The 19347-nt window shown below is 44.5% G+C and carries 23 protein-coding genes; 3 read left to right on the top strand and 20 right to left on the bottom strand.

What is annotated here, in order from left to right; all coding sequences use genetic code 11:
* Nucleotides 1–14 precede the first annotated feature (14 nt).
* Complete coding sequence (locus bslm_RS14185; protein ID WP_003229407.1) at nt 15–206, top strand: YtzJ family protein; 192 nt, start codon at nt 15–17, stop codon at nt 204–206.
* Nucleotides 207–223: 17 nt separating this feature from the next.
* Here bslm_RS14185 and nrnA read toward each other — a convergent pair whose 3' ends face one another.
* Nucleotides 224–1165 carry a bifunctional oligoribonuclease/PAP phosphatase NrnA gene (nrnA, locus tag bslm_RS14190; protein WP_004398971.1) on the bottom strand — a complete coding sequence of 314 codons (942 nt, stop codon included), beginning with the start codon at nt 1163–1165 and terminating at the stop codon, nt 224–226.
* A gap of 130 nt (nt 1166–1295) precedes the next feature.
* Between nrnA and bslm_RS14195 the strand changes: the two genes are divergently transcribed.
* Nucleotides 1296–1598 (top strand): YtpI family protein, encoded by a 303-nt coding sequence (locus tag bslm_RS14195; protein WP_003229401.1) that lies wholly within the window; start codon nt 1296–1298, stop codon nt 1596–1598.
* Nucleotides 1599–1616: 18 nt separating this feature from the next.
* Here the strand turns inward: bslm_RS14195 and bslm_RS14200 are convergent, their stop codons facing one another.
* The 13 genes from bslm_RS14200 to snaA form a co-directional block, all read right to left on the bottom strand.
* Nucleotides 1617–2936, bottom strand: coding sequence for a CBS domain-containing protein (locus bslm_RS14200; protein ID WP_004398641.1), 1320 nt, complete (start codon nt 2934–2936; stop codon nt 1617–1619).
* A gap of 175 nt (nt 2937–3111) precedes the next feature.
* Nucleotides 3112–4014, bottom strand: a complete 903-nt coding sequence (locus bslm_RS14205; RefSeq protein WP_003246070.1) for a sulfite exporter TauE/SafE family protein — start codon at nt 4012–4014, stop codon at nt 3112–3114.
* Between the two features lie 18 nt (nt 4015–4032).
* The gene (sndA, locus tag bslm_RS14210) at nt 4033–5283 is read right to left on the bottom strand and encodes an S-alkyl-N-acetyl-metabolite deacetylase SndA (protein ID WP_003229395.1); all 1251 of its coding nucleotides are present in this window, start codon (nt 5281–5283) and stop codon (nt 4033–4035) included.
* Nucleotides 5284–5300: 17 nt separating this feature from the next.
* Nucleotides 5301–5993, bottom strand: coding sequence for an RNA-binding riboflavin kinase RibR (gene ribR, locus bslm_RS14215; RefSeq protein WP_003229393.1), 693 nt, complete (start codon nt 5991–5993; stop codon nt 5301–5303).
* A gap of 46 nt (nt 5994–6039) precedes the next feature.
* Complete coding sequence (locus bslm_RS14220) at nt 6040–7368, bottom strand: LLM class flavin-dependent oxidoreductase (protein ID WP_004398733.1); 1329 nt, start codon at nt 7366–7368, stop codon at nt 6040–6042.
* Complete coding sequence (locus bslm_RS14225) at nt 7365–7646, bottom strand: glutaredoxin family protein (RefSeq protein ID WP_004399148.1); 282 nt, start codon at nt 7644–7646, stop codon at nt 7365–7367. The genes bslm_RS14220 and bslm_RS14225 overlap by 4 nt, the downstream gene beginning before the upstream one ends.
* Before the next feature lie 14 nt (nt 7647–7660).
* Complete coding sequence (locus tag bslm_RS14230) at nt 7661–8665, bottom strand: LLM class flavin-dependent oxidoreductase (protein WP_004398798.1); 1005 nt, start codon at nt 8663–8665, stop codon at nt 7661–7663.
* Complete coding sequence (gene tcyN / locus bslm_RS14235; RefSeq protein WP_004398701.1) at nt 8662–9441, bottom strand: sulfur-containing amino-acid ABC transporter ATP-binding protein TcyN; 780 nt, start codon at nt 9439–9441, stop codon at nt 8662–8664. Before tcyN ends, bslm_RS14230 begins: the two co-directional genes overlap by 4 nt.
* Nucleotides 9438–10145, bottom strand: a complete 708-nt coding sequence (gene tcyM, locus bslm_RS14240; protein ID WP_017695743.1) for a sulfur-containing amino acid ABC transporter permease TcyM — start codon at nt 10143–10145, stop codon at nt 9438–9440. Before tcyM ends, tcyN begins: the two co-directional genes overlap by 4 nt.
* A gap of 29 nt (nt 10146–10174) precedes the next feature.
* Nucleotides 10175–10894 (bottom strand): sulfur-containing amino acid ABC transporter permease TcyL, encoded by a 720-nt coding sequence (gene tcyL, locus bslm_RS14245; RefSeq protein WP_004399112.1) that lies wholly within the window; start codon nt 10892–10894, stop codon nt 10175–10177.
* Nucleotides 10895–10915: 21 nt separating this feature from the next.
* A complete protein-coding gene (tcyK, locus tag bslm_RS14250; protein ID WP_004399116.1) occupies nt 10916–11728 on the bottom strand; it encodes a sulfur-containing amino acid ABC transporter substrate-binding protein TcyK in 813 nt (270 codons plus the stop codon).
* A gap of 13 nt (nt 11729–11741) precedes the next feature.
* A complete protein-coding gene (gene tcyJ / locus bslm_RS14255; protein WP_004399114.1) occupies nt 11742–12551 on the bottom strand; it encodes a sulfur-containing amino acid ABC transporter substrate-binding protein TcyJ in 810 nt (269 codons plus the stop codon).
* A 13-nt stretch (nt 12552–12564) separates the two neighbouring features.
* Nucleotides 12565–13101, bottom strand: a complete 537-nt coding sequence (snaA, locus tag bslm_RS14260; protein ID WP_003245971.1) for an N-acetyltransferase SnaA — start codon at nt 13099–13101, stop codon at nt 12565–12567.
* A gap of 152 nt (nt 13102–13253) precedes the next feature.
* Between snaA and ytlI the strand changes: the two genes are divergently transcribed.
* Nucleotides 13254–14180, top strand: coding sequence for a LysR family transcriptional regulator YtlI (gene ytlI, locus bslm_RS14265; RefSeq protein WP_004398915.1), 927 nt, complete (start codon nt 13254–13256; stop codon nt 14178–14180).
* Between the two features lie 50 nt (nt 14181–14230).
* On the opposite strand, the gene bslm_RS14270 is transcribed toward ytlI, so the two are convergent.
* The 6 genes from bslm_RS14270 to bslm_RS14290 all read right to left on the bottom strand — a co-directional run bounded on the left by bslm_RS14270 (nt 14231) and on the right by bslm_RS14290 (nt 19342).
* Nucleotides 14231–14914, bottom strand: coding sequence for a metal-dependent hydrolase (locus tag bslm_RS14270; protein WP_003245964.1), 684 nt, complete (start codon nt 14912–14914; stop codon nt 14231–14233).
* Between the two features lie 62 nt (nt 14915–14976).
* Nucleotides 14977–15744 (bottom strand): SDR family oxidoreductase, encoded by a 768-nt coding sequence (locus tag bslm_RS14275; RefSeq protein ID WP_004398521.1) that lies wholly within the window; start codon nt 15742–15744, stop codon nt 14977–14979.
* 126 nt (nt 15745–15870) lie between these two features.
* Nucleotides 15871–16002, bottom strand: a complete 132-nt coding sequence (locus tag bslm_RS21780; protein WP_009967976.1) for a hypothetical protein — start codon at nt 16000–16002, stop codon at nt 15871–15873.
* A gap of 64 nt (nt 16003–16066) precedes the next feature.
* On the bottom strand, nt 16067–17452 hold the full coding sequence (gene argH, locus bslm_RS14280; RefSeq protein ID WP_003246018.1) for an argininosuccinate lyase: 1386 nt from the start codon (nt 17450–17452) through the stop codon (nt 16067–16069).
* Nucleotides 17449–18660, bottom strand: a complete 1212-nt coding sequence (locus bslm_RS14285; RefSeq protein WP_003229357.1) for an argininosuccinate synthase — start codon at nt 18658–18660, stop codon at nt 17449–17451. The genes argH and bslm_RS14285 overlap by 4 nt, the downstream gene beginning before the upstream one ends.
* 169 nt (nt 18661–18829) lie before the next feature.
* Nucleotides 18830–19342 carry a MogA/MoaB family molybdenum cofactor biosynthesis protein gene (locus bslm_RS14290; RefSeq protein WP_004398479.1) on the bottom strand — a complete coding sequence of 171 codons (513 nt, stop codon included), beginning with the start codon at nt 19340–19342 and terminating at the stop codon, nt 18830–18832.
* Nucleotides 19343–19347: the final 5 nt, after the last annotated feature.

Here is a 19347-nt window from a genome sequence, read left to right on the forward strand (position 1 = left end):
AAGGAGGAAGGGAAATGGAGGTTTACAGTGACCGTCAGTTAGCAAAAGATCAAGCAGCCCGTCTCAGACAAGGTTTTTCTGCATATGCCGAAACAAACTCACTCGCTTCCCTCATCAAAAAAGAACTTCAATCACACAATCTCCAAGTCTACGAGGACCTTACTGATTTCGGCTGCTGGTTCATCCCCGTCACAGATGAACACTAAGAGAGAGGGTCTCCCCTCTACTCGTGTTCTTTACATAATGTTTCCAGATCAGCTAAAATACGATCAGCTTCATCCCAGCTGTAAATAGAGGCGCCTGAAGCTAACGGATGCCCTCCGCCGTTATATTTCCGGGCAAGTCCGTTAATGACAGGCCCCTTCGAACGGAATCTGACTCTGATTTGATCGTCTTCTTCTACGAAAAACACCCAGGCGCGAATACCTGAGATATTGCCAAGCGTCCCGACAAGCTGCGACGCTTCAGAAGCCGTTGTGCCGAATTTTTCAAGCGTATCCTTTTTGATGAAAACAGAAGCCGCCCCGTTTTCGGACAAAGACACATTTTGAAAGATAAAGCCGTTAAGCTTCACCACATTCAGTTTTGTTTCATACAATTGATTAAATAACTCTGAGGAAGAGAATGGATACTGAATGAGCTCGCCTGCATATTTTAGTGTTTTTTCCGTGGTATTCGGAAATAAAAAGCGTCCGGTATCTCCAACAATGCCGGCGTAGATCAGCTCTGCCGCTTTCGTATTCAGCTTCCAGCCGTGCTCTTTTCCTTCTAAATACAGCTCGTAAATCATTTCACTTACTGAGCTGGCGCTTGTATCGACCCAGAGAAGGTCACCGTATGGATCTTCGTTCGGATGGTGGTCGATTTTCATTAGTTTGGCGCCTGAAGGATAACGCTGATCGTCGATTCTTTCCTGATTTGCCGTATCGCAGACAATGACAAGTGCGCCTTCATATGTTTCATTGTCCACCTCATCAAGGGAATATAAGAAAGAGAGGGACGGTTCAGGCGTGCCGACCGCAAAAATATTTTTTTCAGGATATGTTTCACGCAGGATTTCCGTAAGCCCACACTGTGATCCGTAGGCATCCGGATCAGGACGCACATGTCTATGTAAGATAATCGTGTCATATAATGATATGGTTCTGATCAATTCTGTTTTCATTTGATACTCCTTTATTGTTTTTATTCATTAAATCACATTCTCTGCCGACGGAAAAGAAAAATAACGTCAAAACCAAGCCCGTTTTTGTATAAAATGGGGTTGTAAACTTTTACGATGGAGGATTTCATTTATGCTGGTTCTTGTTTTTTTGATTGGGCTTTCAGCCTGCTTTTATGTGTACTATAAAGTAAAAGGCGTACGGGCAAAGCCATCTTTGGCAAAAGAAATATGTTCAGCAAAATCAAGCATGGCCTTAGGGTCACTAGTCCTGTTCTACGGGCTTAACCAAATGATATTATTCCATTCAGTATTAACGTTAGTAATCGGCGGTATCTTTATCGTCATAGGAGCAGGAAGCGCTTGGGCAGGTTATAAAGCCTTCAGGCATTACAATCCCCTTCACGCCAAAGAAGCTGAAAGAGATCACGCGTAAGGGGCGCCTGAACGTCCCTTAGCTTCTTTCCATCAGCTGAACCATCAGCATCGCTTTAGACACGATATGACCTTGGCTGTGCACTTCCACTTCCATTTTCCCAAACTTTCTGCCGGCCTCCAAGATGCGAGGTTTGACTTCGATGACTGATTCCATCTGCACAGGCTTCAAAAAGAAGATGGTGATGCTCTCTATGACGAGTTCGCCGCGTTTTTTCGAGCGCAAAAATCGGTTTGCCGCTTGCGTCAAAATGGTCGTAAATACGCCATAAGAAATGGTTCCAAGCTGATTTGTCATTTGCGGCGTGACTTCATACTCGTAAACCGTTTGATCTTCTTTATCATCACCCTCATCTTTAAACCCCCTTGAAACGATATCATCAAGCTTCTCCCCGACCTGCGGCTGCTTTTGAATCATTTGAAGAGCTTTCAATACGTCTTGGCGGCTGATCATGCCGATGAGTTTTTGGTGGCCGTCAGTGACGGGAAGCACTTCGATCCCTTCCCATACCATCATTTGCGCAGCTGAAGCGACAGATGTTTTCCCAATAACCGTGACGGGATTTTTGGTCATGACTTTTTCTATAGATGCATTTCGGTCATGGCCAGCAATATCTTTTGATGTCAGAATGCCATGGATTTTCATTTGATCGTCGACAACCGGGAAGCGGCCGTGCCCCGTTTCAAAATTTTTCTCATACCATTTTTCAAGTTTATCCTTAGGCGAAAGATATACCGTGCGGTCAGCAGGTGTTAGGATGTCCTCCACCAAAACAATTTCTTTTTTGATCAGCTGGTCATATATTGCCCGGTTAATCATCGCGGCAACTGTAAAGGTGTCATAGCTCGTGGATAAAATCGGCAGTTCAAGCTCATCTGCCAGCTGCACAATGCTGTCATCCGTGTTAAAGCCCCCGGTCACCAATACGGCCGCGCCCGCTTCAAGCGCCTGCCTGTGTGCATTGATTCTGTTTCCGACAATCAAAAGATTCCCCGCTGCGGTGTAACGCATCATCGCGTCAAGCTCCATCGCGCCGATGACGAATTTATTCAATGTCTTATGGAGCCCTGCCCTGCCTCCGAGCACTTGTCCGTCTATAACATTTACAACCTCTGCATAGGTAAGCTTTTCAATGTTCTCTTTTTTCTTTTGTTCAATTCTGATTGTGCCCACACGTTCAATCGTGCTGACAAACCCTTTATTCTCTGCTTCCTTGATCGCTCTGTACGCGGTTCCTTCGCTTACTTTCATTTCCTTTGCAATTCTTCGGACAGAAATTTTTTCACCGACAGGCAGTGAATCGATATACGTTAAAATTTGTTCATGCTTCGTTGCCAAGCCTTTCACCTCTAAGGACAGTCTTCTTGTTTTTATTATAAGGTTTCAAAGGATTTATACGCAATGAGGCTGGAAAATAAAAAAGAAGCCCGACCGGCTTCTTACAGCGTTGATTTCGTTCCAGTCAAACGCAAGGACCACGTGATTCCTTTTACATCGTAAAGCGGAAAAACCTTTATTTTTCTTTTAAATGGACATCAACCGCTGTCTTAACAATATTTCGATTCCCTATTTTAGATAAAACAAATAAAACTGCGGATAGCCATATCGCCCCTATGGCCGTATAGATCAATGGATGAACAGCTGTGTTTGCGATCCATTCATTTATTAATGTTCTGGCATTTACCAGAATAATAAATCCTCCTACAAGCACACCCATCAATTGCGGATGAAACTTCTGCACCAGCCATGCTGCGATAGGGGCAGCGATAATTCCGCCGGCCATTAGTGAAAACACCCATAACCAATTGACGTCCTCCCATCCTAATGAAATAAGAAAACCGGCGGTTGCAGATACGGCGATGGCAAATTCACTTGTGTCTACAGTCCCGACAACTTTCCTCGGGCTCAAGCCTTTGCGGGATAATAAAATCGGAGTGGTCACCGGTCCCCAGCCGCCTCCGCCTGTGGCATCTGCAAAACCAGCGATCACTCCCAATGGGATGGATTGTTTTCGGTTTAACGGCACATGCTTCTTCTCAAGAGCCGGCTTATATTGAAATAAAAACCTGATCAATACATATCCGCCCAGAAGGAGCAAAAACAAAGAAATATAGGGTTTCGCCACATCTCCAGGTAATTGGCTGAGGAATGCCGCGCCTAAAAAAGCGCCTATAGAGCCGGGAATGACAAGCTGATAAACGGTTTGTTTGTCAACATTGCCAAATTTAATATGCGACACTCCCGATGCGGCAGTCGTTACGACTTCCGCTAAATGGACAGAAGCCGAAGCCACAGCAGGTGTGATGCCAAACGCCAATAACAAAGAAGTTGAGGTAACCCCATAAGCCATACCTAACGAACCGTCTATTAACTGCGACAATAAACCAATAAATGCAAAAACGATTAATTTCTTCATCAGAACACCCCATCTATATCAATCAGATATTTTTGACTCTTCATTCGAATCTAACAATCTCTTGGCGCTTTCATATAAAAAATAAGAGGCTTTGATAATTGCAGTTTCATCTATTGTAAATGCAGGGTGGTGCCAATCATGATCACCGTCTGTTCCAAAAAACGCAAAGGATCCCGGAATATGCTCAAGATAATAAGCAAAATCTTCCCCCGCGGTTGATGGGGCGGGATCAATGACTTGAAGTTTCGCTTTATGTGCAGCGTCTCGCACCAGCCCCGTAATTGCCTCATCATTACAAAGCGGCGGCGGTCCGGAATGCCACTTCACATTTGCCTTTAACGAGAAAGCGGCAGAAATCTGCTCTGTGACTGCAAAAAAACGCTGTTTCACTTGATTACGAACCTCTGAATCAAATGTACGAACAGTGCCCTCAATGACCACTGTATCCGGAATGACATTCCAAGTGCTGCCGCCGTTGATTTTCCCTACGGTTAAAATCGCGCTTTGCAGCGGGTTTACATTTCTGCTTACAATCGTTTGCAGGGCGACAATAAGCTGAGAGGCGCCGATAATTGGATCAAAACCATTATGCGGCAATGCTGCATGAGCACCTTTCCCTTCTATCTCTACTTTAAATCGGTCAACAGCAGCCATAAGCGGGCCTGTTTTTAACCCTACAGTCCCAACCGCGATATCCGGTTTATTGTGAAGGCCAATAACCGCATCAATGCCATCCAGTTGGCCGTCCTCTATCACTTTTGTAGCGCCTGCACCCGCTTCCTCTGCTGGCTGAAATAATAAACGAATCTTTCCTTTCAGACTGTCTTGATTTTCCTTCAATAAAAAGGCCGCACCAAGAAGCGCTGCCGTATGAAAATCATGACCGCACGCATGCATGATCCCTTTATGTTTAGACGCATAAGGCAATCCTGTTTTTTCTTCAATTGGCAAGGCGTCAATATCAGCCCTCAAAGCAATCGCCGGACCTTCTGACTCCCCTGCTATGTCTGCGAACACACCCGTTTTTAGAGCAGTAGGGCGAATCTGTATCCCCTTTTCTTTAAGGCATTTTTTTATAAAAGCAGTTGTTTCAAATTCTTCTTTTGACAGTTCAGGATATTGGTGCAGGTGCCGGCGAATGCCGATGAGCTGCTTTTCTAGCGTTGAGAGATTTACGGGATTAGACTCCTCTTTCAACGTCAGGATGTCATTTCCTGTAGTCTGATATGGATAGGAGCCTTCTATATTTCTCCAATAATCCAAAGACATATGTTCCGCTCCTTTCCCTATCCCAATATATTTTCTTCAGACTCTTCAACATAAGATGAAATAAATCGGTTCAATTTATCAGCAAGACCGCCCGCCCCAAATCTTATATACTTGCTGGAAACTTTCGGATTATCTTCTTTCAAAAAGCTTAAAAAAGATAAAATATAAATGCGCCTGTAAGCTACTTGTGTAATTCCGTACTCAAAAAACCAGTTATCAATGACATTGTATACGCCTCGGTTGACGCCATATAGGTTATTACATTTCTTGTAAAAGCAGAGATCCGGAAGATTTAACTCCTGATGGGAAAGAAGGCTTTCTTTTTTGTTTGGTGCCATAATCCCAATCAGCTCAAAGCGTTTTGCAACGCACGAAATATCCTTTTTAATTTGCTTTGTTAAAGACTCCAAAGAATCAAACCTTCTTTCTTCTCTAATTTTAAAGAGAATGCTGCATTCGATTTTTTCTCCATAAATGTCTCTATGAAAGTCAAACAAAAAAATCTCCAATGTCTTTTCAAGGTTAGAGCCCACCGTCGGTTTCACACCGATATTCATAACCCCTAAATGAAATTGATGATTGACTGTCGCCAGAACCCCATAAACTCCATTACGCAGCCCATGTATTTTTGCATCTACATTTGCCGTGGGGAATCCAAGCTTTCTGCCTAATTGTTTTCCTTTCACAACCGTACCGGCAATGATCGTCAAAAAAGTCAGCCTCCTCTCTCAGCTTCCGCATTCGATCAGACGAAACCTAATGATGTGATGAATGTAAAACGGATTGATGCTGCGGAATGCCAAGACCGAGATTTTCCCGCAATGTCCCGCCGCGATAATCTTGACGATAAAGCCCTCTTTCTTGAAGAATCGGAATCACCTTTTCTACAAAAGCATCAAGTGTTCCCGGTATATCCGACCCAACGATAAACCCATCCGCCGCCTCAGCGTTGAACCAAGTTTCAATTAAGGATGCGACACGCTCTGGTGTTCCGATGAATAGAGTCCGTGGAAAAGCCATTTCCTGTGCTACCTCCCGCAATGTCAGATTTCTGGCTTTTGCTTCTCTCTTAATCCGGTCTGTTGTGCTTTGAAACGCATTCTTTCCCACATCGCCAATATCGGGAAATGGCTCATCCAACGGGTAAACACTCAGATCATAATCATCAAAAAAACGGGCCAAATAAGTAACAGCATTTTCAATCGGTATCAATTCTGCAAATTCACGATACTTCTTTTCCGCCTCTTCTTCCGTATCTGCCACAATCGGGCTGATCCCTGGAAAAATCCGCACACTTGAAGGATCACGCCCTTCATCAGCAGCTCGGCTTTTCACATCCGCATAAAACGCTTTTGTCTCTTCTAATGAATTGGAATGGGTAAAAATCGCATCCGCATTTTTAGCAGCAAACTGCCGGCCTGTTTCTGATGAACCCGCTTGAAACACTACAGGCTCTCCCTGCTTAGAGCGCCCGATATTCAAGGGCCCCTCTACTTGAAAATACTTTCCTTTATGATTCAGGCGATGAAGCTTCGCCTGATCGAAAAACTGCCCTGTTTTCTTATTGTGTATAAATGCGTCATGCTCCCAGGAATTCCACAGCCCGCGCACAACATCCAAATGCTCTTGTGCGATCTCGTAACGTTCAGTGTGTTCTGGCAAATTAGACTTACTATGGTTGCGCGCCGCTCCTTCCTGCGGCGAAGTAACCAGATTCCAGCCGGCCCTGCCCCCGCTGATATGGTCCAGCGACATCAATTGTCTGGAGATAGTGAATGGCTCAGTAAAAGATGTAGAGAACGTCCCTACTAAACCAATATTTTTGGTAACCGATGCCAGCGCAGATAAAATGGTGATCGGTTCAAAACGGTTTAAAAAATGAGGAATCGATTTTTCAGAAATAAATAAGCCGTCTGCAATGAAAATAAAACTAAACAAACCTTTTTCAGCTGTTTGCGCCTTTTTCATGTAAAATTCAATATTCGTGCTGGCCGAGGGATCAACATCGGGATGACGCCAGCCGTCAGTTGTTCCCCCGACACCGTGAATCATGGCTCCAAACTGAATAAAATCTGCACGTGTCATCTTTTTGCCTCCTTTATCTGTGCATGATTAGCAAGTGCAAGATCAAGGTGTTCAATGCCGATTTCAGTTATCCCTTGATACTGATTGCCGCGCCCGATTTCGACCACAGGCACATGGCGCACCCCATATTTCACCTGTAAAATATCCCGAAGCTTTTCTTTCTCTGAAACATCGATATTTTGGAACGGGAACCCTTTTTCATTCAAATAATTCTTGACTTCCTCACAATACGAACAGCCTTTTTTACTCCAAACCACAATGTTCACAACATCACTCATTCTTCTGTCCCTCCTTAACGTTTTGCAGCTAAAACTGCATCGCTCAGCAGCTGATAAGACAGCTGTTTTTCTACAGCATTTTTGATCGGTGTAAAAATAACAAAATCATTGATTTTGTATGTGCCTGATAAACGTGTTAATTCTTCTGCCACTTCTTCCTTTGTTCCGGCAATAATCCCGGTTTTTTGCACGATGATGTCATAGGGCTCTGTGACGTTTTCCAGATAGGCCTCAGCCTGTTCGCGGGAACCGACGTTGACCTTACGCCCGTCTTTCAAAACCACTTTTATCGATTCACGCGACACAATATGTTTTTCCGCTTCTTCTTTTGTATGTGCCGCAAAAACAGCGGGGGCAAGATGAAATTCAGCCTCAGATCCTGGCGGGAGATGCGCGTCAAATGCTCGGCGGGCTTCCTTCAGCACTTCCTCTTCACCGTTAATAAAGTAAGCAAAGACAAAAGAGATTCCCAGTTTTGCAGCAGAAATGGCACTCTCTGTGCTTCCTCCCAATAGAAAAATACCCGGCTTCCGATCAACCTGCGGCCTAGGACGCAATGCGGCATAGCGGTGGGTATCAGGAAAATCATCCCGAACGAAATGAGTAAGCTCCTCCAGTTTTTCATCAAACTGACGCACCGGTTTTTTATATTCGGCCTGCAGCGCGTCTGTGGACAGCTGAAACCCGCCGGGCGCTTTGCCCACTCCAAGATCTATACGGCCGGGAGCTAACGCTGATAGAAGATGGAATTGCTCCGCTACTTTATAAGAGCTGTAATGCTGCAGCATCACTCCGCCTGATGCTAAACGAATTTTTCTTGTGCTTGCAGCAAGATAGCCTAAAAGAACCTCGGGTGCAGACCCTGCAATCTCATCATTGTTGTGATGTTCGGCCACCCAAAATCGGTGATATCCACATTCTTCAGCCATTTGTGCCAATTTCACTGTATGCTGTAATGTATCAGCTGCTGTCTCCCCTTCACCAATCAAGCTTTGGTCTAAAATACTTAAGCGGATCATATCACCGGCTCCTTTATGTGTTCTTTTGGTTCAAATAAATATTCCGGCGAAACACGGCGGAGAAACTGCCTCGTTCTGTCTTTTTTGGTATGGCGGAAGACTTCCTCCGGGGTTCCTTGTTCAACAATGACTCCTTCATCCATAAAAACAACTTGATCAGAGACCCTTCTTGCAAACTCCATTTCATGTGTAACAACAATCATGGTGGCTCCGGTTTTCACGATTTCCAGCATTACCTCAAGCACTTCACCGACCAGCTCCGGGTCAAGCGCTGCCGTCGGCTCATCGAACAGCAGCACATCAGGATGAATGGCAAGCGCCCTTGCTATCCCTACCCTCTGCTTTTGTCCTCCCGATAACTGACTCGGATAAGCGTTCAATTTATCTTGAAGCCCGACCTTTCTCAGTTCATTTTCCGCTACGGCATACGCGTCTTGTTTTCTCATTTTCCGGGCAATCGTCAAGCCCTCCATGACATTTTCAATCACCGTTTTGTGAGCAAACAGGTGGTATTGCTGAAATACCATTGCCGTCTGTTTTCTGAGCCAGTGAACCTCTTTTTTGGACGGAAAGCGGCAATTAATCACTTTGTCATGTATAGAAATGATCCCTTCGTCTGGACGTTCTAATAAATTCAGGCACCGTAAAAAGGTGGTTTTCCCTGATCCGCTCGGCCCGATAATCGTCACAACTTCTCCCTTGCGTACCGTGAGATTTATCCCTTTTAATACATGGTGGATGCCAAACTGTTTATGGATATTTTTAATCTCAATCATAAAGTGCCTCCTTGAAATCTGGCTGCCTTTCTCTCTAATACTCCATTTGCGGATTCTAGGATTAGAGTCAGCACCCAATAGATAATCGCTGCTCCGATAAACGCTTCTAAAAATGCATAATTATCAGAAGCAACGATAGTCGCCGTCCCTGTAATCTCTGGGACAGCCACTATAGCCGCGATAGAGGTGGTATGCAAAAAGCCGATACCCAAATTTGTGAAGTTTGGGATGGAAACCATCAGCGCCTGCGGCAATATTACACGCCGAAAGGTTTGGCTGTATGTCAAGCCGATTGAATAAGCCGCTTCGACCTGTCCGGTATCCATCGCCAGAATGCCCGACCGGATGATTTCTGTGAGATAAGCTCCGGCAGTTAAAGACAAGGCCATGATGACAAACATGGAGACCGGTATCTCATTAGCGGACCAGCCGAGATGAAAAAAACTGCTGACTTGATCTGCAACAGGCGGTATCCCTAAATAAATCAACATAATGTGAAGAATTGCAGGTGTACTTCGAAAGAAAGACACATAAAACCTTGAGCAAGCCACCAAGCCCTTAATTCTAAAAATTCTAACAATTATATTTCCAAGAGCCACGAGAAATCCAAACACAATCGGCAAAACAGCCATCATCAATGTCAGAGGAATGGTCTTTACCATTTCTTTCATGGCGGAAACGATAAATGGAAAGTCAAATTGCAATCTTCTCCCCCCTCATCCGAAGAAATATATCAATGTATGTTCATGTCAAAAACAGTAACAATCCTTGTTTGATTCTTCTTGATTCGTTTTTCTGCCACTCGAAAGAACCATTCGAATAAAACCGCTACAGCATAATAAACAATCGATAGCGCAATGTAAACTTCAAGAGAATGGTTGCTTGAGGTAATCAGTGTTTGGCCCCTTCCGGACATATCCATAACACCTATTGAAAAGGCTAGAGACGTATCTTTTAAAGAACTGATCACCATGTTTCCCATATTCGGAAACGCCTGGACAAGTGCCTGGGGCAGAACGATTCGCCTGAAGGCCTGACTACCGCTTAAGCCAATACTGTACGCCGCTTCCGTTTGGCCTTTATCTACACTGCCCACCCCCGCTCGAATGATTTCTGCGGCTGCCGCTGCATTGCTTAACGCGTAGGTTGCGACAGCAGCATAAAACGGGTCCATTTTTGATGTATCAATCCCGATAAGCCCCGTAAGCGCCGGGATCCCGTAAAACACGATGAAAAGCTGCACCATGATAGGCGTTCCCCTGAAAAACGAGATATACACTTTTGCCAATTGATTTACAATTGGAATATTATAGATGCGGGGCAGTGCCAGAAAGAGTCCTAATACAAAACCGAAAAGCAAGGACAGTGTTAAAATGTATAATGTAACCGGTAAATAAGCGGTTAACGTCGGCACAAAATCTCCAATCATGTTCATATCAAACGCTTTTTCCATCACTGCTCCCTCTCTTTTTACCTAATACTGCTCTTTGGAATAGTCGTCACCAAGCCATTTCAAACTGAGCCTTTTCAACGTTCCGTCATCAATGATTTCCTGTAAGGCTTTATCAATATCGTCACTTAACGTTTGTTCATTTTTGTTAAACATAAAATACACTTTGGCATTTGAAAGCACATTACCGACGGTTTTTTCTTTAATAGTGCTCGTCTTGTTTTGAAAGTCTACTGCAAAAGGCGTTGAGATCGTTGCGTCCGCACGCCCCGATTTCAGCTGATTCGCAGTCTCATTTGCGCCTTGGCCCTCATAGGCAATCTCAAACGGCCGTCCATTATCCTCATTCCATTTTTTCAGTACAAGCGCTCCGTTGGAGGTTGCACTCGTAATCACCCGTTTTCCTTTTAAGTCTTCAATTCCACGGATCGTATCGTTATTTTGAAGCACAGTAATTTTTAAAGGAAAATGGTTGTAAGCAACCTTGTTAAACAGAAATTTTTTCTCACGCTCTTTGCTTTTCTCCATTTGATGTGCCACGATATCGACTTTATGCTGTCCGAGGCTGACAAGCAGGTTGGAAAATTCCATCGTTTTAAATGTGAATTTATAATGTGGCAGGCGCTTATCAAGCTCTTTGATCAGTTCGACATCATAACCGGTTAAATCGCCTTTTTCATCGATAAAGCAAATATTCGGAAATTGGGTTCCAGTTCCGACCGTGATCGTCTGTACCTTCTTTTGCCCGGCTCCCGTCGTTTGACTGCCTGCACCGCAAGCTGACAGAACTGTTATAAGCGAAAATAATATTGCCATGAATGCTGTTTTCGTTTTCATCTCATCGCCCCATTTATTTTTCAAAACTTGATTTTGAATAATCTGCCCCGAGCCATTTTCGGCTTAGTTTTTTTAGCGTTCCGTTTTTCTCCAGCTTTTTAATCGCTTGATCCGTGTCATCCGCCAAGGTTTGGCTGCCTTTATTAAACATAAAGTACACCTCGGTATCTAATAACACGTCACCGACTGTCTTTTGGCGGAAGGCGTGCGTTTTATTCTGAAAATCGACGGCAAACGGTGTAGCTATCGTTGCATCTGCGCGCCCGGTTTCAATTTGATTGGCGGTATCATTGCTTCCCTGTCCCGCATATTTCAAATGAATTGGGCTGCCGTGCGTTTTGTTGTACTTTGTAATATAATCTGCCGCATTTGACGTGGCGCCAACTATGACTGTTTTTCCGTGTAAGTCTTTTAATGTATGAATCTTGTGATTATCCTCTTTCACCGTGATGTACATCGGCGAGTAGTTATATGGGACTTTATGATACAAAAAACGCTTTTCTCGTTCTTTATTTTTGGCCATATTGTGCGCAATCACATCAATTTTTTTATTTCCGAGACTCGTCAGCAAATTTGAGAAATCCATCGTTTTAAATTCAAATGTATATTGAGGCAACTCCTTATCGATGGCTTTCATCACTTCAATGTCATACCCGGTCAATTCACCTTTTTCATTTAAAAACGCAATATTCGGAAAATCTGTTCCAGTGCCGACTATGACCGTTTGAGCCTGACGATCTGTTTTGTTATTTGTTTGCGAACATCCCCCGCCAAGTAATGCAAACACTGACAGCAGCAAAACCAATCCTTTACGCTTATTCATAGGCTGCCTCACATCATGCCCAGCTGGGCGCACCTAAAAGCGTTGGGTTAAATCGTTCCGGAATCAGAACCTTGTGCATCATCACACCTATGTCCCCGTCTTTTTCCTGCTCAAAATACACTTCATACCCTCTCCTTCTGTACATGTCAGCAAGCCAAGGATGCTTGCGCGCCGATGTGCCGAGTGTCAGCGCAGGAGCCTTCAGCATATCTCGAAGCACTTTTTCTTCAACATACGTAAGCAGCTTACTTCCGGCGCCTTGCCCTTTATATTCCGGCAGTGTCGCAAACCACCACACAAATGGATATTTTGAAGGAGGCGTCTCACTCTCCCACGGGAACCTGATTGTAATCGTTGAAATCAGCTTCCCATCCCGCTCCAGCACAATCGCTGAATGATGTTCAATATTTTCTGATACCATTTGGATATCAGCTCTCGTGGATGGCCAATCAATATCCAGCTGCCGAATGGGCTGAAATGCGCTGTTAACCAGTTTCAACAGCTCCGATGCATCTTCAACAGTTGCCAGTCGAAAAATATCATCACTCATTTTTGTCACTCCTCTTCACAAAATATATAATTCCTATTTGTTTACTAAGCTTTTATTGTTTATACTATAAAGCATACTCTGATCTTTGACTAATCAAAAAAAGTAAACCTTCACTTCAGTAATTTTAATGATGAAAAACAGGAGGGAGCACATTGGAGTTACGCTCAATCAAAACGTTTCATACGATTGTAAAATTTGGAAGCTTCTATAAAGCTGCAGAAATACTCAACTACTCGCAGCCGACGATATCGATGCGTATGAAGCAATTGGAGCAGGATTTAGGCGTACTGCTGTTTGAAAGAGGAAAAAGCCTGCAGTTGACAAAAGCAGGGAAGCTTTTTTATGAACGAACAGGAGATCTTTTGATGCAATACGAGGCGCTTAAACACAACCTCTCCGACTTAAAGGAAGAAGAGGCAGGCATTATCAACATAGGGGTTTCAGAGCCAACCGCCAGTCTGATATTCCCCGAGATTTTAAAGGATTTCTTAATGGATTACCCAAAGATAACGGTTAATATCAAGGTTGATGACGCCAATACCTGCAGTCAAAAGCTCTTAGACGGGACGATTGATTTTGCAGTCTGCGGCGAGCCGGAGCTGATTCTTGAAAATTACTACCATCCATTTTTTTATGACACATTAAATGTGATTGTATCTGATCAACATCCGCTCGCTGAGAAGAAGGCTGTCCATTTGTCTGATTTAGCAGAAGAGCGCTTCATATTTACGCCCGCCAATTGCCCCATTCGCTTACAAATTGAACAGCATTTACATAGAGAACTCGGGAATCGCTACAAAAAAATGGAGCTCACAAGCAGCATGTCACATGAATATTACGTACGTGAAAACATCGGAATTTCAATCTTTACCAGCACCGCACATTCTAAACCGTTCAACGGCACTAAAGTCATTCCAATTCTGAACCTGGATATCACCCCGCCCATAGGGCTGTTGACAAATCAAAAAGAAGTTCATTTTGACCGCGCCACGAAGGACTTGATCGCCCGGATAACCAAACGTTTTCAGCAGCGCAGCAAAGAATTGGAAGGAACCTCTGATAAGACCATTACAGGATAACTGAAAAAATAAAAACCACCTCCTGATTCATCAGGAGATGGTTTCACGGTTTAAAGCTCGATCGTCTCACCGACCGACATGACTTTGCCGACTCCGCCCGGCAGGCTGTCAGCGAATGCTTCTGGGTCTTGTTCGATGACCGGGAATGTATTGTAATGCACCGGCACGACCTGTTTTGCGCGCAGCCATTCAGCAGCAAGCTTGGCGTCTTCAGGCCCCATTGTAAAGTTATCGCCAATCGGAAGGAAAGCAAGGTCGATATGATTCAATTCGCCAATGAGTTTCATATCAGAGAAAAGTGCCGTATCGCCCGCGTGGAAAATCGTTTTATCTTCTACAGTCAGCAAAATACCGGCAGGCATGCCTGTGTAAGTGATCGTTTTGTTTTCTTCATCTGTGATGGCTGATCCATGAAAGGCCTGTGTGAGCTTCACTTTTCCAAAATCGAACTGGCGGGAGCCGCCAATATGCATTGGATGAACATTCAAGCCTTTCCAGCCTAAGTACACAGCGAGCTCGTTCGGGGCTATAACCAGCGCGTTATTTTGCTTGGCGATTTGTTCAGTATCACCGACATGGTCATTGTGGCCGTGCGTTAGTAAGATGACATCCGCTTTTACATCCTCCGGCTTTATATCCGTTAATGAATTCCCTGTTAAAAACGGATCAAAAATAATATGATGGTCCTTCGTTTCCACTGTGATTACAGAATGTCCGTGATATGTCACTTTCATTTCTTTCACCTCGTCACATGATTTTGTTTTTTTTATTTTCCCTTTTTAAAAAGCTGAAAAACTTATGTTGTTTGATTCTTGTTAATGACATTGAGGCCTCCGGTGGCTTCAATGACAGTCCCTGTCACAAGGTCTGAGTTCTCCTCACACAAGAAAGCGATAATCCTGGCAATATCCTCGCCTGTACCGGATCTTCCTATCGGCGTTTTTTCTTTGCCGATTCGCATTCTGGCTTCCTCTATCGATGCTTCTTTCATGTCGCCGACAATGTCTCCTGGGCAAACCATGTTGGCGGTTATGCCGAATTCGGCTTCTTCAATGGCAATTGTCTTCGTCAAAGAAGCCAAGCCCACTTTCGCAGCGCCAAATGCCGATCGGTGAAGCCAGCCGGGCGCGTGAGCCGCACCTTGGAATCCGTACGTAATAATGCGTCCAAATTGCTGTTTTCTCATAATAGGAATAACCGCTTTGAATAAATGAAAGACGGCGCTTAAATTTCCTTCCAGCATGCCATACCATTCATCATCAGTATAATCGGCTAACTTTTTACGTTCAAATATGTATGGTCCAGCGTTGTTAATCAAAAAGTCGATCCTTCCGAAGCGGTTTAAGGCAGCCTCTGCAATACGCAGCAGATCTTCTTTTTTGGTGACATCACCTTTTACAAATTGCAGCCGGTCAAGACAATCGGGACAGGCTTCCTTCAGGCGGCTGACTGCCTCCTCATCCTGTCTGTAATTGACTGTTACTGAATACCCCTTTGCAAGCAACGTTTCAGTCACTTTGCGGCCTAAACCCTTCGAACCGGCAGTAATTAAAGCATGTCGCACATGAATACCTCCCAAAGCAACGTCGCCGCTTTCAATAAAGTGTTTCTTCTTCTACTTTACTATAAAAGGCTTGCAATATCACTTTTTACACTTTGGCATACAAAAAAAGCTGCCTGTACAGACAGCTTATTCTGCAGGAGATGAAGACTCCTGATCAGGCATATCGACATAACCGCTTTGATATGCTTCTGAAATGAGCCTTGTTGTCTCCTGGCTTTCTTGTTCATCATAAATATAGCGTTCCGGTTCTTTTTTCATCATTCTGCCTCCCATCATTATAGAGGTAGGTTGGCTATAATGACGGGATTTTATGAAGGAAATTTTAACAAACTCCTGCTGCCACGCAAGCTTTCGCTTTTTCAAGCGCCTGTTCCACCTGTTTGAATCCGGTGCCCCCGGCGCTCATTCTTTTTTCAACTGCGTAGTAAGGGTCTAACACAGTGTAAATATCTTCTTCAAATAGTGTGCTCGCCTGCTGAAACTCGCCAAACGGCATATCGCTTAAATAGATCCCTCTTTCGATGCATGTGTACACAAGTTTCCCGACCACTTCATGCGCTTCTCTGAACGGCATTCCTTTTTTAGCTAAATAATCGGCCAGTTCCGTCGCGTTTGAAAAGTCTTGTTTTGTTGCTTGCTTCATGACGTCTTTGTTTACAGTCATTGTTTGGATCATGCCTGTGAAGATTTGCAGGCTGCCCTCCACCGTTTTCACCGTGTCAAACATGCCCTCTTTGTCTTCCTGCAGATCTTTGTTGTAAGCGAGCGGAAGTCCTTTCATGATCGTAAACAGCCCCATCATATCGCCGTATACGCGTCCTGTTTTGCCGCGGATCAGCTCCGCCATATCAGGGTTTTTCTTTTGCGGCATCATGCTGCTTCCTGTTGCGTACGTATCGTCAAGCTCGATGAATTTAAACTCCTGCGAGCACCATAAAATGATTTCTTCAGAGAAACGGGATAGGTGCATCATCAGCATACTGCTGTTGCTTAAAAACTCCAAAATGAAGTCTCTGTCGCTGACGCCGTCCAAGCTGTTTTCATAAATGGCATCAAAGCCGAGCAGTTCCGCTGAATAATCACGGTCAATTGGGAAGGTTGTTCCCGCGAGCGCCCCGCAGCCGAGCGGAGATTTGTTAATCCGCTTCATTGAATCCTGAAAACGCTCCTTGTCGCGCTCAAGCATCCAGAAATACGCAAGCAGATGGTGAGCGAATGAAATCGGCTGGGCGCGCTGCAAATGTGTGTAGCCCGGCAGAATCGTTTCAACGTTCGCTTCCGCCTTTTCAATCAGCGCACTTTGGAATGCCTCAATCAGCTCGATGATGTGGCCGACATGATTCTTCAAGTATAAATGCATGTCAGTCGCCACCTGGTCATTCCGGCTTCTGCCGGTATGCAGCTTGCCGCCAAGAGGACCGATTTCGTCAATGAGCATTTTCTCAATGTTCAAATGAATATCCTCATAATCGACTGAGAATTCCAATGCTCCCTCCTCTGCTTTTTGCAAAAGGGTATTCAGGCCCTCTCGGATTTTCAACTCTTCTTCTGCTGTCAGAATACCGCATTTTTTCAGCATGGCAGCATGTGCGAGAGACCCTGTAATGTCTTCAGCAACTAAATTTTGGTCAAATGATATGGACGCGCCGAACTCGTCGACCCATTTTTCCGGTGTTTTTTGAAATCGGCCTCCCCAAAGCTTCTTCATGCTTTAATCTGCTCCTTCTTTTTCACGATGCTGTTCACTTTTGTCGGAAGTCCCCAAAGCTCGATAAATCCGATTGCTGCATGGTGATCAAATGCATCGTCTTTTGTATATGTTGCAAGTTTTTCATCATATAGAGAGTATTCCGATTTACGTCCTTCTACAATTGCATGGCCTTTAAACAGCTTCACGCGGACAATGCCTGTGACATGCTTTTGCGTTTCTTTTAAGAAAGCGTGCAGCGCGTCTTTTAACGGTGAGAACCATAAGCCGTTGTAAATGATTTCTGACATTTTTTGCTCGATGATCGGTTTAAAGTGGGCTACCTCTTTCACCAGTGTCAAATCTTCTAATTCTTTATGCGCTTTGATCAGTGTCATCGCACCAGGGCATTCGTATACTTCCCGGGATTTAATGCCGACGAGGCGGTTTTCCACGTGGTCGATACGTCCGACACCGTGCGCGCCCGCCATTTCATTCAGCTTCAAGATCAGCTCAGAAAGCGAGTAGGAAACACCGTCAATGGAGACAGGCACGCCCTGTTCAAATGCAATTTCAATCACTTCCGGCGTGTCCGGCGTTTTTTCCAGCGGAGCTGTTAAATCGTATGCACCTTCTGGCGGCGCCGCCCATGGATCTTCTAAAATGCCGCACTCATTGGCGCGTCCCCAGAGGTTTTGGTCGATAGAATACGGGCTGTCAAGATTGATCGGAATCGGAATGCCGCGGCTAGCCGCATATTCAATTTCTTCTTCACGTGACCACTGCCATTCGCGAACCGGCGCGATGACTTCTAGGTCAGGGTTTAATGATTTAATGGAGACTTCGAAACGAACCTGGTCATTTCCTTTCCCTGTGCATCCGTGGGCAATCGCCTGTGCATCTTCTTTTTCCGCAATTTCAACCAGTTTTTTCGCGATCAGCGGTCGAGATAATGCCGAAACAAGCGGGTATTTTCCTTCATACATTGTGTGGGCCTGCAAAGAGATAAGCGCGTAATCCTGTGCAAATTCTTCTTTTGCATCGATCACGTAGGAGTTTGTCGCGCCGACTTCAAGCGCTTTCTGCTGAACAAATGCCAAATCTTTGCCCTCACCGACATCCAGGCAGCAGGCGATTACATTATATCCTTGCTCCTGAAGCCATTTTATTGCGACGGAAGTATCAAGACCTCCTGAGTATGCTAATACGACTTTTTTCTGTTCTGACATGATAAAAATCCCCTCTCAACCGTGTTTCTATTTTGTATAAAAATAAATTATATTTAATAAAAATACATTTTGTATGTATACACTTTAACAAGTACGTTTCGTTTTTTCAAGCCTTTTATAAAAAAAACTTCACCTAAATTTCAGGTGAAGTTTCATAGTATTTATTCATTTACTTGTCTTTTCTGATTTCTCTGACCACATGCGCAAGTTCGGGAATAATCAGCTTATTCATTGCCAGCTTTACTGCGCCGCTTGAGCCTGGCGTTGAGAAAACAGCGGTATGCTGAATGACGCCGGCAGTTGCTCTCGACATGATTGCGGCAGAGCCGATATCCTCTGTATAACTCAGCATCCTGAATATTTCTCCAAAGCCGGGCAGTTCTTTCGAAAACAGCGGCGTTATGGCTTCAATTGTGACATCCCGATCTGCTATGCCTGTCCCTCCGTTTAAGAGTACCGCGTCTGTCTGTTCATCCATGCAGCCCGCAAGCACTGACCGTTGCAAAGCATCCTTTTCGTCTTTTACAATTTCATATGCGGCAATATGATGACCGGCTTCTTCTAAAAATGAGATCATCAGCTTGCCGCTTTTATCGGTTTCATCTGTCCTCGTGTCACTGACAGTAATCACTTTGCACCGAACGATATCGGGAGCTTCTTGTTTATGCTCTTGAACGCTCATTGGCC

Source organism: Bacillus sp. LM 4-2, from assembly GCF_000978495.1.
Lineage (GTDB): Bacteria > Bacillota > Bacilli > Bacillales > Bacillaceae > Bacillus > Bacillus subtilis.